Origin of the sequence: Paraburkholderia sp. BL17N1 (assembly GCF_003634175.1) — a bacterium.
GTDB lineage: Bacteria > Pseudomonadota > Gammaproteobacteria > Burkholderiales > Burkholderiaceae > Paraburkholderia.
In genome coordinates this window covers 494606-508860 of the sequence record NZ_RBIW01000002.1, presented here as the reverse complement: position 1 = coordinate 508860, position 14255 = coordinate 494606, and the positions used below count along the sequence as shown (strand labels likewise).

14 protein-coding genes are annotated in these 14255 nt (G+C 61.1%); 10 read left to right on the top strand and 4 right to left on the bottom strand.

Annotated elements, in window-relative coordinates:
• On the top strand, nucleotides 1-852 hold the full coding sequence (locus B0G82_RS22120) for a carbohydrate ABC transporter permease (RefSeq protein WP_106277313.1): 852 nt from the start codon (nucleotides 1-3) through the stop codon (nucleotides 850-852).
• Between the two features lie 240 nt (nucleotides 853-1092).
• On the opposite strand, the gene B0G82_RS22115 is transcribed toward B0G82_RS22120, so the two are convergent.
• Both B0G82_RS22115 and B0G82_RS22110 read right to left on the bottom strand, forming a co-directional pair.
• Nucleotides 1093-1887, bottom strand: coding sequence for an alpha/beta hydrolase (locus B0G82_RS22115; protein ID WP_121309047.1), 795 nt, complete (start codon nucleotides 1885-1887; stop codon nucleotides 1093-1095).
• A gap of 115 nt (nucleotides 1888-2002) precedes the next feature.
• Nucleotides 2003-2353: a DUF4148 domain-containing protein gene (locus tag B0G82_RS22110; protein ID WP_121309046.1), complete on the bottom strand. Its 351-nt coding sequence runs from the start codon at nucleotides 2351-2353 to the stop codon at nucleotides 2003-2005.
• Between the two features lie 676 nt (nucleotides 2354-3029).
• Between B0G82_RS22110 and B0G82_RS22105 the strand changes: the two genes are divergently transcribed.
• The 4 genes from B0G82_RS22105 to B0G82_RS22090 all read left to right on the top strand — a co-directional run bounded on the left by B0G82_RS22105 (nucleotide 3030) and on the right by B0G82_RS22090 (nucleotide 6821).
• On the top strand, nucleotides 3030-4274 hold the full coding sequence (locus tag B0G82_RS22105) for a Crp/Fnr family transcriptional regulator (protein ID WP_121309045.1): 1245 nt from the start codon (nucleotides 3030-3032) through the stop codon (nucleotides 4272-4274).
• A 72-nt stretch (nucleotides 4275-4346) separates the two neighbouring features.
• Complete coding sequence (locus B0G82_RS22100; protein ID WP_121309044.1) at nucleotides 4347-5111, top strand: flagellar motor protein; 765 nt, start codon at nucleotides 4347-4349, stop codon at nucleotides 5109-5111.
• A 49-nt stretch (nucleotides 5112-5160) separates the two neighbouring features.
• On the top strand, nucleotides 5161-5829 hold the full coding sequence (locus B0G82_RS22095; RefSeq protein WP_121309043.1) for an OmpA family protein: 669 nt from the start codon (nucleotides 5161-5163) through the stop codon (nucleotides 5827-5829).
• Between the two features lie 137 nt (nucleotides 5830-5966).
• Entirely contained in the window at nucleotides 5967-6821 is an 855-nt protein-coding gene (locus B0G82_RS22090; RefSeq protein ID WP_121309042.1) for a helix-turn-helix transcriptional regulator, read from the top strand.
• Between the two features lie 89 nt (nucleotides 6822-6910).
• Here B0G82_RS22090 and B0G82_RS22085 read toward each other — a convergent pair whose 3' ends face one another.
• Nucleotides 6911-7471: a thioredoxin family protein gene (locus tag B0G82_RS22085; protein WP_106277322.1), complete on the bottom strand. Its 561-nt coding sequence runs from the start codon at nucleotides 7469-7471 to the stop codon at nucleotides 6911-6913.
• A 210-nt stretch (nucleotides 7472-7681) separates the two neighbouring features.
• On the opposite strand from B0G82_RS22085, the gene B0G82_RS22080 reads away from it, so the two are divergent.
• Genes B0G82_RS22080 through B0G82_RS22070 form a run of 4 tightly spaced genes read left to right on the top strand, consistent with a single transcriptional unit; the run spans nucleotide 7682 to nucleotide 10242 of the window.
• The gene (locus tag B0G82_RS22080; RefSeq protein ID WP_106277324.1) at nucleotides 7682-8053 is read left to right on the top strand and encodes a GFA family protein; all 372 of its coding nucleotides are present in this window, start codon (nucleotides 7682-7684) and stop codon (nucleotides 8051-8053) included.
• Complete coding sequence (locus tag B0G82_RS41100) at nucleotides 8050-8172, top strand: hypothetical protein (protein WP_258875669.1); 123 nt, start codon at nucleotides 8050-8052, stop codon at nucleotides 8170-8172. The genes B0G82_RS22080 and B0G82_RS41100 overlap by 4 nt, the downstream gene beginning before the upstream one ends.
• Before the next feature lie 7 nt (nucleotides 8173-8179).
• Nucleotides 8180-8920 carry a response regulator gene (locus B0G82_RS22075; protein WP_012426490.1) on the top strand — a complete coding sequence of 247 codons (741 nt, stop codon included), beginning with the start codon at nucleotides 8180-8182 and terminating at the stop codon, nucleotides 8918-8920.
• The gene (locus tag B0G82_RS22070; protein WP_116145600.1) at nucleotides 8917-10242 is read left to right on the top strand and encodes a HAMP domain-containing sensor histidine kinase; all 1326 of its coding nucleotides are present in this window, start codon (nucleotides 8917-8919) and stop codon (nucleotides 10240-10242) included. The genes B0G82_RS22075 and B0G82_RS22070 overlap by 4 nt, the downstream gene beginning before the upstream one ends.
• 30 nt (nucleotides 10243-10272) lie before the next feature.
• Here the strand turns inward: B0G82_RS22070 and B0G82_RS22065 are convergent, their stop codons facing one another.
• Nucleotides 10273-11946 (bottom strand): cyclic nucleotide-binding domain-containing thioredoxin-disulfide reductase, encoded by a 1674-nt coding sequence (locus B0G82_RS22065; RefSeq protein WP_121309041.1) that lies wholly within the window; start codon nucleotides 11944-11946, stop codon nucleotides 10273-10275.
• Between the two features lie 316 nt (nucleotides 11947-12262).
• On the opposite strand from B0G82_RS22065, the gene B0G82_RS22060 reads away from it, so the two are divergent.
• Nucleotides 12263-14179: an SMP-30/gluconolactonase/LRE family protein gene (locus B0G82_RS22060; RefSeq protein WP_121309040.1), complete on the top strand. Its 1917-nt coding sequence runs from the start codon at nucleotides 12263-12265 to the stop codon at nucleotides 14177-14179.
• The last annotated feature ends 76 nt before the right edge of the window (nucleotides 14180-14255 follow it).

Genomic DNA, 14255 nt, shown 5'->3' with positions numbered 1-14255 from the left:
ATGTTTCCGATTCCCATCGACAAGTGGAAGCCGGCCACTCGCCGCATCTACAAATTGACGCTGCCGGTCGCGCTGCTGATCTGGCTGCTGCCGATGATCGCCGTGCTCGTCACGTCCGTGCGTTCGACAGAAGAACTGAGCGAGGGCAACTATTGGGGATGGCCAAAGCACTTCGCGATGTTCGATAATTATCGCGAGGCGCTGACCACGTCGCCGATGCTGCATTACTTCTGGAACAGCGTGTTGATCACGGTGCCTGCCGTGGTGGGCTCGATTGCGTTGGCGGCGATGGCCGGTTTCGCTCTGGCGATCTACCGGTTCCGTGGCAATTCGACTTTGTTCGCGACATTCGTGGCAGGGAACTTCGTGCCGGTGCAGGTGTTGATGATTCCAGTGCGGGATCTGTCGTTGCAACTTGGTCTGTTCAATACCGTCAGTGCGCTGATTCTGTTTCATGTGTCGTTTCAGACCGGGTTTTGTGCACTATTTCTGCGTAACTTCATCAAGCAGTTGCCGTTCGAACTGGTCGAGGCCGCGCGCATCGAGGGCGCGAATGAATGGACGGTGTTCTTCAGGATCGTGCTGCCGTTGATCCGGCCGGCGCTCGCGGCATTGGCGATTCTCGTGTTCACGTTCGTCTGGAACGACTACTTCTGGGCGCTGTGTCTGACTCAAGGTGACGATGCCGCGCCGATTACCGTGGGCGTGGCCGCGTTGAAAGGGCAGTGGACCACGGCGTGGAATCTCGTCTCGGCAGGATCGATTCTCGCGGCATTGCCTTCGGTGGCGATGTTCTTTGCAATGCAGAAGCATTTTGTCGCCGGGTTGACGTTCGGGGCGACGAAGGGTTGACGTGGTTGTGTGTCGTGTTGAGAAGGGTTGCCCGCGAAAGCGGGCTTTTTTTCGCGGTGGTCAGTTCAATGTCGCTTGGGATATCTGTGCAGTGGCATGCTCCGCGCGATGTGCAAAATCGATCTTCGTTTGAGGATCGAGCGCCCACGAGCATCGCCACGCTAGAGCAGCGTGGCGGGCAGCAAGCGATTGCCTGATAAAAAAGCTCTTCGAATCGCTCGGGAGTGTCTACACGCCAGTTCAAGACTGCGCGTGCTTCGCCGCGTCTTCGATGACCGCTGCCACTTCGTTCGGCCGCGATTCATAGACCGAGTGGCTCGCGCCGGGGATCACGGTCGTGTGGCTATGCGCGCGTGCGTAGTACCAGCGTTCGAGATCAGGGTTGATGATCTTGTCGTCGGCCGCCACGATGCCCCAACTCGGCTTGGTCGTCCACGCGGCGACTGTCATCGGAGCAGAAAAGACTTTCGCGGCCGTCAAAATCTGCGAGTGCGATTCGAACTGCGCTTGCTTGAGCGGCAGATCGGCAGCGAAGTCCTTCGGGAAATCCGCGGGATTCAGGTAAGTGTATCCGTCGCCGGTCTTCATGATCGCGCCCGGTTGCTTTGATGTATAGCTCGGCATACCCTTGCCCAGATCGCTTTCATCTTCGCCGACGGCCGGCGCGTGCGCGGCTACATACACCAGACCCACGACCTTCGGGTGCACGCCGGCTTCGGTGATGACCGAGCCGCCGTAGCTGTGAGCGACGAGAATGGTCGGGCCGTTCTCCTGATCGAGCACGCGTTTCGTTGCGGCGACGTCGTCGTCGAGCGAGGTCAGCGGTTCCTGCACGATGGTGACGTGATAACCATCCTTGGTCAGTCTGTCATAGACCGGCTTCCAGCCGGAACCGTCCACCCATGCGCCGTGTACGAGAACAATATTGTGGACCGGCGCGGTTTGCGGCTTGGCGTCTTGTGCCATCGCGGCAGTCGAGGCGAAAAGGGCGGCAGACAACGACAGCGCCGTAGCGACGAAGGGCAAAACTTTCATGACACACTCCGGTTCTAAGTAAGAAATTTTTCTTGAAAAAGTATTTCGAATAGCTTGATAAAAGTAGGAATCCTGTTGATATGAAGCGAGAAACAGGATTCCCGAAACGTGTCATTCAACTGCCGAAGAAGACATTGCAGAAACTGACGGGGCCGACACAGCTGGAATCGGTCGGCGCGTGCTTGCGCATGCCGGACGAAGACCCGCCGTTCTGCGCCATGCCGCCATAGGACGACTGCGTCGATTGCGGAGCGGTCTGCGCGGCGACCTTAGCTTCGGCAGCCTGAATGGCCGCTGGGTAATCGGCGTCATCCCCAAGCGAAGGGTTGTAGCCAGCCTGTTCGAGGCGCACCAGATCGGCGCGCACTTCAGCGCGTGTGACGGGGCCGTTCGATTGTGCGAAGCTCAGAACAGGAGCGGCCAACGTGCCGACGGCGAGAGCGAAACAAACGAGAGCTTTTTTCATGATAAAAATTCCTTTAAATGCGAAGAGTTGAGAGGTAACGATTGCCTGGAACGTATGCTGATTTAGCTGCCGAAGTATGGGGTGCAGAAACCTGCGGGGCCGACACACTGCTGCGTGTTCGTGTGCATATGTTCTTTCGCTGAGACTTGGGTAGCGAAACCTACCGAAGCAAGAACGATCAGCGAGAGAATGACGGAAAGTTTGCTTTTCATCTGGATACCTAACTAGTTAGAGATTAAAGATGCCTTGCGAATTGAGCGAAGCTACGTCTTTGCTTGTCCACCTACATGACCCGCTTGCAATGAGAGCCGCGTGTACATGCCTGTTTCGTCACTACCGTGCAGCGTTTGTCGCTGTCATGTAGGGGCGAACACATCGGGTTTCCGCTTATTCCAAATTTTTTCGCGATTGTGAAGAAAAATTTTAGTCTTACATTTTCCTGAACGTTTAGCGCACCGGCGGCTGGTGCTTGTGCCATGAAATGAAACAGCCGGCATCGCGCAAAGCCTTATCTAGTCGGGCTCCCAAACGTTGCGCGGTTAAGTCTGACGATTACATTTATTAAAGCTTTGCGTTTTGCATGTCGTTATCCAGTCAAATAATCAGGACCATCGGACATGCGCGGGCTTCTGCACGGCAAGCGCTGACGAGGAAATCGCTCTTCGGGGGAATCATCTTGAATCACCAACGATCGCCATGGTCGCGCACAGCGGCTCCGGGTGAAGTCATCTATTCCGAAGGCTTCGCGGGCGACGCCGTCGTCTACGTCATTGCGGATGGCAAAGTCGAAATCTCCACCCAGTGCGACGAGAAGAAGGTGATTCTCGCGACGCTGGGTAAAGGTGAGTTTTTTGGCGAGGCGGCTTTGTTGCCGCCCGAACCACGAGCCCACACCGCGAAAGCACTGAGCTTCTGCCAGTTGACCGTCATTGCGGCGAACGTGGTGGAGGCGGAACTCGAGCGTGTCTCGCCTTTGCTTCGCCATATCGTACGCACTCTGATCCGGCGGATAAAAAAGAAGGACGATGTCCTTGCCACCAATACGCACGCTGACTTTCTGCCGGGTGTCGTCTCCTATGCACACGTCCTTTCGCTGATGGCCGGCGGCGAGAACGCCGACAGGCTGGACGGCCGCATGCGTCGTGCGCAAGGCGAGGAATTCTCCGTGCCGCTGCCCGACGTAATCAGAAAGTGCCATGCCATTGCCGGCCATTCGCGTCCGCATGTAATGGCCATGCTCAAGCGAATGGAGAAACTCAACCTCGTGTCGCTCGAACCCGGCCGGTCCGATCGCCCGAGCACCGCCTCGGCACGCTATTCCGCGCAGGATGGCGCAACGAGCCGGCAACTGGTCACGTTCGATCCCGTGCGAATCACCGAGCGTGCCCAACAGGTGGCGGACCACGATCTCGATCTCTCCATTAGCAGCGAACTGGAACTGATCGAACTGGACGACCTGGAAGCCTTGATCGGCGTCGAGAAGAAGGTGATTCTCAACAAGTTGTCCCACGCGGAAATCGCGGAAGACCTTTTTGCGTTCCGCAAGACCAAGGTGCTGAATTACGTCGAGGAGAAAGGCATTAGCTATTTCTCGCGCCGCAATACCCGCGGTCTGAGCGACCTGAAGTCGCTCGACGATCTGGAGTATGTCGACCAACGAACCTTGTTCGAAGCGGTGAGCGCGTTCGACACATACGACCTCGCAAAACTGCTTTCCGCCATGACGGGTCAACCGGTCGGCGAGCGGCTGCTTTCGGTAATGACCGAAGCGAGAAAGAAAGAAGTCTCGTGGGTCATGCGTCGCGAGATCAAGATCGATCCGCTCGATGTCGCCGAGATCGAAGAACGGTTTCTGGAGATCGTGCGAACAATCAAAGCTCCGGCGGCCACGGCTGCACCGCTTTCCAATCTGGACGCCTGACGCGCAACACGCAAACGGCAGGCCGCATCGGCTTCGAGGCTCGAAGTCGCGGGCGGCCATTCGAGAGGACGTATGGATCTGTTGACTGTATTTGGCGCGGTGTTCGGCGTGACGGCGATCGTCGCGGGTTTCTCGCTCGAGGGCGGCCACTTTACTTCGCTGTTTCAGTTGGAGGCATTCGTCATCGTTCTGGGCGGCACCTTCGGTGCAGTGATGATTCAGAACACCTGGGCGAGGTTTTTCGACGGCATCAAGCAACTGCGCCTTGCTTTCGTGAAAGCGCGGCAGGTCGATCGCGAGAGTTTGTCAGTTCTGCTCGAGTGGGGCGATCAGGCGAAGTTGAACGGCATGCTGGTGTTCGAGTCGATCGAGGCGGGCGGCATCAATCCGTTTGCCAAGCGAGGTCTGGAGTTGCTGGCAAACGGTGTTTCGACGGCCGTGCTGGAAGACTCCTTGCAACGGGAACTGGATGCGTATGAGCGCAATCACATGTTGGCCGCGCGGATCTGGCAACAGGCAGGCGGTTACGCACCGACGTTCGGTATTCTCGGCGCGGTGCTCGGTCTGATTCAGGTGACCGGCCATATGCTCGAGCCCGCGCAACTCGGGCAAGGTATCGCGGTGGCTTTCGTCGCGACGCTATACGGCCTTGCGTTGGCGAATCTGGTCTTTCTGCCGTTGTATGGAAAGATCCGGGCGCAAGTGGACAGCGAATTGCGTTTCAGGCGCTTATATCTCGACGGCTTGCTCGCGATCTCGCGTAAAGAGTCGCCTCACACCATCGAGACGCGGCTCGCAGGTGATGTGCGGGAAAGATCGGCCGAGTTGCTGGGCTAGTGTGCTTCGACGGCAATCACACATAATCTCGGGTGCAAACTTTTCGGATATGAACACCTCCTCGGGTAACAAGCGCCTCATGGCGGACAAAACCGGCTACGACGCCGCCGATGAAGGCGAGGCGCAATCCGGGCGCTGGCTGATCTCTTACTCCGACCTCATCACCACTTTGATGGTGTTGTTCCTCGCACTCTATGTGCTGCAGTTGGCCAAAACGAGAGAACTCGAAATCAACGCCCTGGAGCGCCACGCGGTGACCGAAGCTGCGTCCGCTACGCCGGATGTTTCGAAGAAGCAGATCCTTGCTCTGCTGGAGCCGCTGCGGGACAACCGCCAGATTACGATTTCGAACGCGGCCCAGGGCGTGGAGATCGCCATCAACGCAAAAATTCTATTCAATTCTGGCGACGCGCGTTTATTGCCGGACTCATTCGACGTGTTGAATCAGATTGCCGGCGTGCTGCGCGAGCGATCGAAAAACAACATTCTCGTGGAAGGGCATACAGACAATGTGCCCATTTCCACGGCGAAATACGAATCCAATTGGGAACTGTCTTCCGCGAGGGCCGGCGCGGTGGTTCGTTTTTTCGCGGACAAAGGCATCGAAGCGCACCGAATGGCAGCGATCGGCCGCGCCGACAATTTCCCGCTGATCATCGGCGATGACGCAGCGGCGCGCGCAGCGAATCGTCGCGTGACGATACTCGTCGAGTACTAGGTTGCTGCCTGCGCAGAGCAAGCTGGCGCACGCCCGGCAGCATTCAGGCTGCCATTTTCCATTCGCGCTAGAGTATCGACAGTAGCGTCGGCGCAATGACACGGATCCGACGCACGAGAAAATTGTCGAGATCCCTTATGCCTGTCAACACTCCGTCTGATCCACTCGGCGCTGCATGCACTTCATTGGGCAGCTTTCTGCGCGATCGCCGCTCACGTTTGCAACCGGCACCGGATGCGCCGAGCCGGCGTCGCACGCCGGGTTTGCGGCGCGAAGAAGTGGCGGCGCGGGCTAACGTCAGCGTCGCGTGGTACACGTGGCTGGAGCAGGGGCGTGGCGGCCTGCCCTCGAACGAGGTGCTTGAACGGCTCGTCCGTGCGTTGGAACTCGACGCGGCGGGCCGCGAGATGCTGTTCCTGCTCGCGCAACAGCGGCCGCCGCCGCTTGGCCCGTTCGCGCCGCAGCAGGTCACGCCGGCTTTGCAGAGAGTACTCGATGGCATGCCAAGCAGTCCCGCCATCGTGAAGACGCCGACGTGGGACGTCGTGGCCTGGAACGCGGCCGCGGTCGCGGTGCTCGGCGACTACGCCGCGGTGCCGGCGCGCGAGCGCAACGTGCTCAGACGTCTGTTCGGCGGGCCGGCCGTGCGTGAAAGCCAGCCGGATTGGGAGGAAAGCGCGCGTGCCGCGCTCGCCGTCTTTCGCATCGATATCGCGCGCATCGGTGGGTCCGCGGAAGCCGCGGCGCTCGTCGTCGAACTGCAGGCGAGCAGCGCGGACTTCCGCCGCTTATGGGCGGAGAACGACGTGCGCAGTCACTGGATCGGCATGAAGCGTCTGCGCCACTCGCAGGCCGGCCCGATCACGCTGGAGTATTCGGCTTTCGCCGTGGATGGCGGCGAAGGTCTGAGCATGGTCGTCTTTGCGCCGGCCACGGCCGCGGACCTTCGCGCCGTGCAAGCGCTCATCGCGCGAACCAGTCAAGCTGCGTGACCAACCATCGGGCATGTGTCGCGAAAGCGGCGAATCGCAATGTTGCGTATCGCCGGAATCTGCGGATACATGCCGATACGAACCCGCGTTTATCCTTGTTGCGCGAGCAGGGCTTGAATCTTCGCTTCCGTTTTCGCATAGTCGCCTTCGCCAAAATGCGTGTAGACAATGCGGCCCTGCTTGTCGAGCAGATAGAACGCCGGCCAGTACTGATTGTTGTACGCGTTCCAGGTCGCATAGCGATTGTCCTGTGCGACCGGATAAGTGATGCCGAAGCGTTTGATGGCGGTTTTCACGTTGTCGGTATCGCGCTCGAACGGATACTCGGGCGTATGCACACCGATCACCGTCAGCCCTTGGTCCTTGTATTTCTGATTCCAGCTTTTCACGTAAGGCAGCGTGTTGACGCAATTGCCGCAGGTGTAAGTCCAGAAATCGACCAGCACCACCTTGCCGCGCAATTGCTGCAACGTGAGCGGATCGCTGTTGAGCCACTGCGAAATGCCGGTGAACTCGGGCGCCGCCGCGTTGGCTGCGAGGCCGGGCGCGACCGGTTCGGGCGACCCCGCGAAGGCGGCAATGCCGCTCGCGGCCGCGGCAGCGAGCGCGCTTGCGACGGCGAGCGTTTTGATCTTGGAGGCGGAGAGCATGTCAGTGTCCTTTCAGGAAGAGGCTAAAAACGGCAGTTCGCGTATCGGCAGCGAATGACCGTATTGAAGCGTCCACAGGTATCTGGCATGTGTCGCCCAAACCGCGCGGGTGCAATGTTGTGTATCTGTACGAGGTCCAGATACACTGCGACACAAATCCGCGTGCGAGCCAGGCTATAAAGCAGGCATTGCCAAAACACGGAGAGCACCATGAGCGCCGACTTGCTACAAGGATCCTGCCATTGCGGGGCCGTCAAATTCGAAGTGCGTAGCCCGGTCACCCCGGCCGGCCGCTGTAACTGCAGCCTGTGCCGCCGCAAGGGCGCATTGATGACGCCGCCGTTCCCGGCAAGCGAGTTGAAGATCCTGAGCGGCGAAGATTCATTGACGCTCTACCAGTTCAACACGCGGGTGGCCCGGCACTATTTCTGCAAGCATTGCGGCATCTATCCGTTTCATCAGACGCGTAAAGACCCGCAGTTGTGGCGAGTCAACATCGGTTGCCTGGAAGGCGTCGATCCGTATAGTCTGGAAGCGGGAGTCGCGGACGGCGCGAGCCTCTCCGTGCTGGAGGACGCATGAAACGCCTGCTGGCTATCGCCGTTTTCCTGACCGGCGGCCTTGCCGCCGAACTGGCGCATCCGGTGCAATGTTCATTGATGGTTGCGAGCCGGGTGCAATTGAAACGCCACAAGAGATGATGCATTGATGGAAACCATCGATCACGTACTGATTGTCGACGACGACCGCGGCATCCGCGAATTGCTGGCCGGTTATCTCGAGAAGAACGGCATGCGCGTGTCGCTCGCGGCGAACGGGCGCCAGATGCGCGCGGCACTGGAGCAGGGCGCGCCCGATCTGATCGTGCTGGATCTGATGATGCCCGGCGAGGACGGTCTGGTGCTGTGCCGCGAACTGCGCGCCGGCAAATTCCGTGCTGTGCCGGTGCTGATGCTGACGGCGCGCAACGAAGAGGCGGACCGTATCGTCGGACTGGAAATGGGCGCGGACGACTACCTGCCCAAGCCCTTCGCCGTGCGCGAGTTGCTCGCGCGCATTCGCGCCGTGCTGCGGCGCGCGCGCATGCTGCCGCCCGGCATGCAGGTGACGGAATCGGCGCCGATGCTGGCCTTCGGCGACTGGCGCCTCGACACCACCGCGCGTCATCTGCTGGACGCCGAAGGCACCATGGTCGCGCTGAGCGGCGCCGAGTACCGCTTGCTGCGCGTGTTTCTCGATCATCCGCAGCGGGTGCTCACGCGCGATCAACTGCTCAATCTCACGCAGGGCCGGCAGGCCGATCAGTTCGACCGTTCGATCGATCTGATGGTGAGCCGTCTGCGTCAACGCTTGCGCGATGTCGCGCGCGAGCCGCGTTACATCAAGACGCTGCGCAGCGAGGGTTACGTGTTTTCCGCGGCGGTGACGGCCATCGGGGATCCGCAATGAACCGCTGGTCCTGGCTGCACTGGCCGCGCACGCTGTTCGCGCGGCTCGCGCTGATTCTGTTCGTCGGCCTCGCGCTGGCGCAGACCTTGTCGTTCTGGCTCACGCTGACCGAGCGCGACCAGACCATGACCAACGTGATGATGGGTTACATCGAGCGCGAAGTGAGCAGCTCGGTGGCGCTGCTCGATCATCTGCCGCCGAACGAACGCGCGCAGTGGTTGCCACGGCTCGCGCGGCGCAGCTACGAGTTCATCCTGGGTCCGGGCATTGCCGGCAGCCCGATCGATGCGCATCTGTCCGAGCGTGTGGCGCAGTCCATCGCGGACGGCATTGGCACGCGCTATCCGCTCACGGTGAATGCCGTTCCCGGCGACAAGGAACGCTTGCAGGTTCATCTGCAATTGAGCGACGGCACGCCGCTGACCATCGATATGCGCCCCATGTCGGGCGCGCCGCTGTCGCGCTGGCTGCCGCTCGTGCTGGCGTTGCAACTGGCGGTGCTCGTCGCGTGTTGCTGGCTGGCGGTGCGGCTCGCCACGCGTCCATTGCATCAGCTGGCGCTCGCGGCTGATACGCTCGGCCCGGACTTGAAGGCGGCGCGCCTGCCGGAGGACGGTCCGTCGGAAGTGTCGCGCGCCGCGCGCGCCTTCAACGCAATGCAGGATCGCATCGCCACCTATATGACCGAACGCATGCAGATTCTGGCGGCGATTTCGCACGACCTGCAAACGCCGATCACACGCATGCGCCTGCGCGTCGACGTGATGGACGACGACGCGCAGGGCGCGAAGCTGCGTCAGGATCTGCAGGAAATGGAAAGCCTGGTGAAGGAGGGCGTGACGTACGCGCGCACGCTGCACGGCGCGACGGAAGTCCCCTGCCGTGTCGATCCCGACGCGTTGCTCGACAGCCTCGTCTGCGACTATGTCGACGCCGGCCAGGCGGTCAGCCTGGAAGGGCGGCTCGGCGATTCGCTGGTGACGCGTCCGCAAGCCTTGCGCCGTATACTCGGCAACCTGGTGGACAACGCGCTGAAATTCAGCGGCGCGGCGGAGATCACGGCGGCCAGTTTGCCGAGCGGAGAGACAGCGATCGCCGTGCTCGACCGCGGCCCCGGCATACCGGCGGAGTCGCTGGAAGCGGTGTTCGAGCCGTTCTACCGGCTCGAAGCGTCACGCAATCGCGATACGGGCGGCACGGGGCTCGGCCTCGCCATCGCGCGGCAACTAGCCATGGCAATGGACGCGACCCTCACGCTGCACAACCGTTCCGGCGGCGGTCTGGAAGCACGCTTGACGTTGAGGAACCTGCGCAACGCGTAGCGGCCGTCGCGAATCATCTGGCGCCCGACCTCAGCGGTTCAGCGCCAGATATTGATGCAGCGACTGAATCGCGGCCGCTCCTTCGCCGACTGCGGCGGCGACCCGCTTGACCGACCCGCTACGCACGTCGCCCACGGCGAAGATGCCGGGCCGGCTGGTCTCCAGATAATGCGGCGGGCGGTCCGACGACCACTGCGGCATTGCATCGGGACCGGTGAGCACGAAGCCGTGTTTGTCGAGCGCGACGCAATCACCTAGCCACCCGGTGCTCGGCTGCGCGCCGAGAAACAGGAACACATGGCGGATCGGTTTCTCCTCGATGCGGCCTTGACTGTCCCACTTGATCGATTCGAGTTGCGTCTCGCCGTTCAGTTCGACGATCTGCGTGCGCACATGAACGCTGATGTTCGCCGCGGCTTCGATGCGTCGGATCAGATAATTCGACATGCTCGCGCTGAGTCCGTCGCCGCGAATCACGATATGCACGTGACGCGCGAATCCCGACAGAAACACAGCGGCCTGCCCAGCCGAATTTCCCCCGCCGACGATGATCAATTCCTGGTTGTTGCAGAACGCGGCTTCCATATAGGTCGCGCTGTAATAGATGCCGCTTCCCTCGAATTCTTCGAGGCGCGGCAGCAGCGGTTTCCGATAGCGCGCACCGGTCGCTATAACAACCGCGCTGGCATAGACGTGCTCGCCGTAATTGAGGCGCAGGTGAAAGGGCGGCGCGTTTTCACATTCGATGCCGAGTACTTCGATGGGTACTCCGACTTCCGCGCCGAACTTGCGGCATTGAGACAAGCCACGGCCGGCGAGCGCCTGCCCTGAAATGCCGGTAGGGAATCCGAAGTAATTTTCGATTTTCGAACTGGTGCCGGCCTGGCCGCCTGGCGCCTTGGTGTCGACCACCGCAACTCGTAGCCCTTCGGACGCCGCGTACACGGCGGCCGCGAGGCCTCCCGGTCCCGCGCCGACCACGACCACGTCGAACCGCTCGCCGTTCAGCCGGTCGGGGCTCAGGCCGATCGCATCGGCCACCGCGCGGTTGGTCGGCTGCTTCAGCACGTTGCCTTGCCCGGTGACGATAACCGGTATGTCGGCTTCGGTTGCGTCGTAACGCTCGAGCAGCCCTTTGGCTTCCTCGTGCTCGACGATATCGAAGTAGGCGAAAGGCTGCGCGTTGCGGCTCAGAAAATGCCGCAGCACGAGCGTACTCCACGAAGCCGAACTGCCGATCACCAGCGTGCCGCCGTGCTGATCCTGAATGAACGCGACGCGCCGCAGGATATAGGCGCGCATGATTGTTTCGCTCAACTCCGCTTCGGCGACGACGAGCGCCCGCAGCGATTCCTCGTCGATCACGATCACTTCGCAATCGCTGGTGGCGCGTGCCGTCGCGACCGCGCCGCGGCCGGCGAGCGTTCCCACTTCGCCGGTGAAGCTGCCGGGGCCGTGCGTGCCGAGAACGTGATGCTTGTCTCCGGCGCCTCGCGACGCTTCGATCGTGCCGGAGACGATGGTGAACATGGGAATGTGCCGTTCGCCTTCAGTGAACAGAACGTCACCCGCTTTCAGCCGCCGGCGTTCGCCATATCGTTCGAGCACCGCAAACTGCTTTTCATTGAGCCTTGGAAAAATCTGATGATGACGGCTGCCGCCCGCCACCAGGTCTTCGGGTCTGCTTGAAGATTTATTGCCCATGGAGCGTTCCGAATGGAGGGCGCGTGTTGCGCGCCGGGGTGAACTCGCGGCCGGATGCCGCATTGGCGCGAACGGTCCGAATGATCGGAGAGGACGGCGGACCGTCTTGTCCGCAGAGATTGTGCGCCTGAGTTTAGTGGTCGGTAAAGTGCGAAAAATAGGGGTGTGCCGCTTGCCAGCGGGCAGTTGCTCTCCATTTACATGCACGCTGCATGGTTTAACCACTGGGCGCGGAACGTTTCTTCATACCAAACACCAGGCTTTCATATCTGGCGAGGTACATTGTCGAGGAACGATTGTTCGGGGAGCAACACTCATGATCAAGCATCGCGTCCTAGCCGCGCTTCTATGCGCGGCAACCTTCATGTTCGCGCCGCTCAGTTACGCGCAATACACCACCGACTGGCTGGGCAATACGTTCGGCACACTCGCCACGCATGTGGGCAACACCGCGCGTTCGCTGTGGGTCGCGCCCGAAGGCGTGATCTACACGGCTTCGTTGTGGGACGAGAACGAGGGCGGCGTCGCGATCTATCAGAACGGCCGGAGCCTCGGCTCGATCGGCACGCACGCCGACTTCCAGGGCAGCGCCATTACCGGCAATGCCACGTCGATCTTCGCAGCGTTGCAATACAACAGGTCGTTCGGCAGCGGCTCGGTGGGACGCTACAACCGGGCCACGCAGACGCGCGATCTGATCATTCCCGTCAGCGTGTGGACGTCGATACCGCATGCCGATGTCATCACCGGACTCGCGACCGCGGGCTCATTGCTGTATGCCAGCGACTTCTTCGGCAATCGCGTGCGCGTCTTTACGACCGACGGCGTCTGGCAGCAGGACGTCAAGGTATCGGCTCCCGGCGCGTTGGCGCTGGATAGCGTCGGCAATCTGTGGGTCGCGCAGCAGAGCGCGGGCACGATCGTCGAGTTCAGTCCGGCCGGCGCGCTGCTGAATACGATTCAGATGCCGGCGGCGTCGCGGCCGTCCGCGTTGTATTTCGATGCCGCGTCCGGGCAACTCATGGTCGGCGACCAGGGGCCGGACATGAACATCAAGCGCTATACGATCGCGGGCACGCCGACACTTGCCGGCACATTCGGCGTTCAGGGCGGCTATCTCGACACTACCAGCGGCATCAAAGGGCAGGTGGGCGACAAGCGCTTCACGCGTGTGACGGGCATCGGTAAGGACGCCGCCGGCAACCTCTACGTGCTGAACAATCCGTGGGGCGGCGGTTGGGACCTCGGCCGCAACGGCGCTACGGACCTTCACGCGTACGACAGCGCCGGCAACCTCGAATGGAAATTACAGGCGCTCAATTTCGAAGCGATCGCCGCGCCGGACCCATCGACGGACGCGGCCTACTTCTACAGCGGCACACACATTTACACCGGCACGGCGGGCGGCACCTTCGTCGCGAACACGGTCGATCCGTTCACGTATCCGTCCGATCCGCGCCTGAACATGAACGACACGCAACGCGGCCAACACTTCGGCCAACTCGTCACGGTCGGCGGCAACCGGATTCTGGTGGCGTCCGGACAGAACCCGGGCATCTTCAACTTTTTTCATTTCAGCCCGGCGAGCGGCTACATAGCGATTCCGGACGCGTCGATTCCGGGGACGGCGTTCAATACGAACCTGCAGGTCACGGGCGGCTTTTGCATCGACAGCCGGGGCGATGTGTGGGCCGGGCTGGACCGGACCAATCACATCTATCACTATCCGCTCGCCGGCTTCGACGGCAATGGCAAGCCGTCATGGGGACCGGCGGTTACGATTTCCATTCCGCAGAGCATCCGGCCGCTCACGCGCATCCTCTACCTCGCGGAGAGCGACACCATGATCCTCGCGCAGGGCATTGCCGGCAGCTGGGACTGGACCGCCATGCAGTCGCGCATCGAGGTCTATCACGGCTGGAGCGCGGGCAACACCACACGGCCCGATCCGGTGATCACGCTCACTAGCGCCAATCCCAAGTCGATCACGGCGGCGGGCAATTATCTGTTCGTCGGCTACGTGCACACGGTGCCCAATATCGACGCTTTCAATCTCACGACCGGCCAGCTCGTCACCACGCTGATTAATTCGAGTCCCGCGACCGTGGATGTCGGCAACGACGTCGATTCGATGTACGGCCTGCGCGCGTATCTGAGGGCGGCGGGCGAGTATGTGATCACGAAAGACAACTACAACGGATCGAGCATCGTGCTGTATCGCTGGACGCCGTGACGGCCGTGCGCATGGGCATGGCATGCCAGCCTATCGGATAAGATACGGGCCGCGCCGCAATTTTTCGAACACAGGG

Bases quoted from the DNA above. Each gene is read 5' to 3' on its own strand.
- B0G82_RS22120 (WP_106277313.1), top strand. From the start codon at position 1: ATGTTTCCGATTCCCATCGACAAGTGGAAGCCGGCCACTCGCCGCATC.
- B0G82_RS22115 (WP_121309047.1), bottom strand. From the start codon at position 1,887: ATGAAAGTTTTGCCCTTCGTCGCTACGGCGCTGTCGTTGTCTGCCGCC.
- B0G82_RS22110 (WP_121309046.1), bottom strand. From the start codon at position 2,353: ATGAAAAAAGCTCTCGTTTGTTTCGCTCTCGCCGTCGGCACGTTGGCC.
- B0G82_RS22100 (WP_121309044.1), top strand. From the start codon at position 4,347: ATGGATCTGTTGACTGTATTTGGCGCGGTGTTCGGCGTGACGGCGATC.
- B0G82_RS22095 (WP_121309043.1), top strand. From the start codon at position 5,161: ATGAACACCTCCTCGGGTAACAAGCGCCTCATGGCGGACAAAACCGGC.
- B0G82_RS22090 (WP_121309042.1), top strand. From the start codon at position 5,967: ATGCCTGTCAACACTCCGTCTGATCCACTCGGCGCTGCATGCACTTCA.
- B0G82_RS22085 (WP_106277322.1), bottom strand. From the start codon at position 7,471: ATGCTCTCCGCCTCCAAGATCAAAACGCTCGCCGTCGCAAGCGCGCTC.
- B0G82_RS22080 (WP_106277324.1), top strand. From the start codon at position 7,682: ATGAGCGCCGACTTGCTACAAGGATCCTGCCATTGCGGGGCCGTCAAA.
- B0G82_RS41100 (WP_258875669.1), top strand. From the start codon at position 8,050: ATGAAACGCCTGCTGGCTATCGCCGTTTTCCTGACCGGCGGCCTTGCC.
- B0G82_RS22075 (WP_012426490.1), top strand. From the start codon at position 8,180: ATGGAAACCATCGATCACGTACTGATTGTCGACGACGACCGCGGCATC.
- B0G82_RS22070 (WP_116145600.1), top strand. From the start codon at position 8,917: ATGAACCGCTGGTCCTGGCTGCACTGGCCGCGCACGCTGTTCGCGCGG.
- B0G82_RS22065 (WP_121309041.1), bottom strand. From the start codon at position 11,946: ATGGGCAATAAATCTTCAAGCAGACCCGAAGACCTGGTGGCGGGCGGC.
- B0G82_RS22060 (WP_121309040.1), top strand. From the start codon at position 12,263: ATGATCAAGCATCGCGTCCTAGCCGCGCTTCTATGCGCGGCAACCTTC.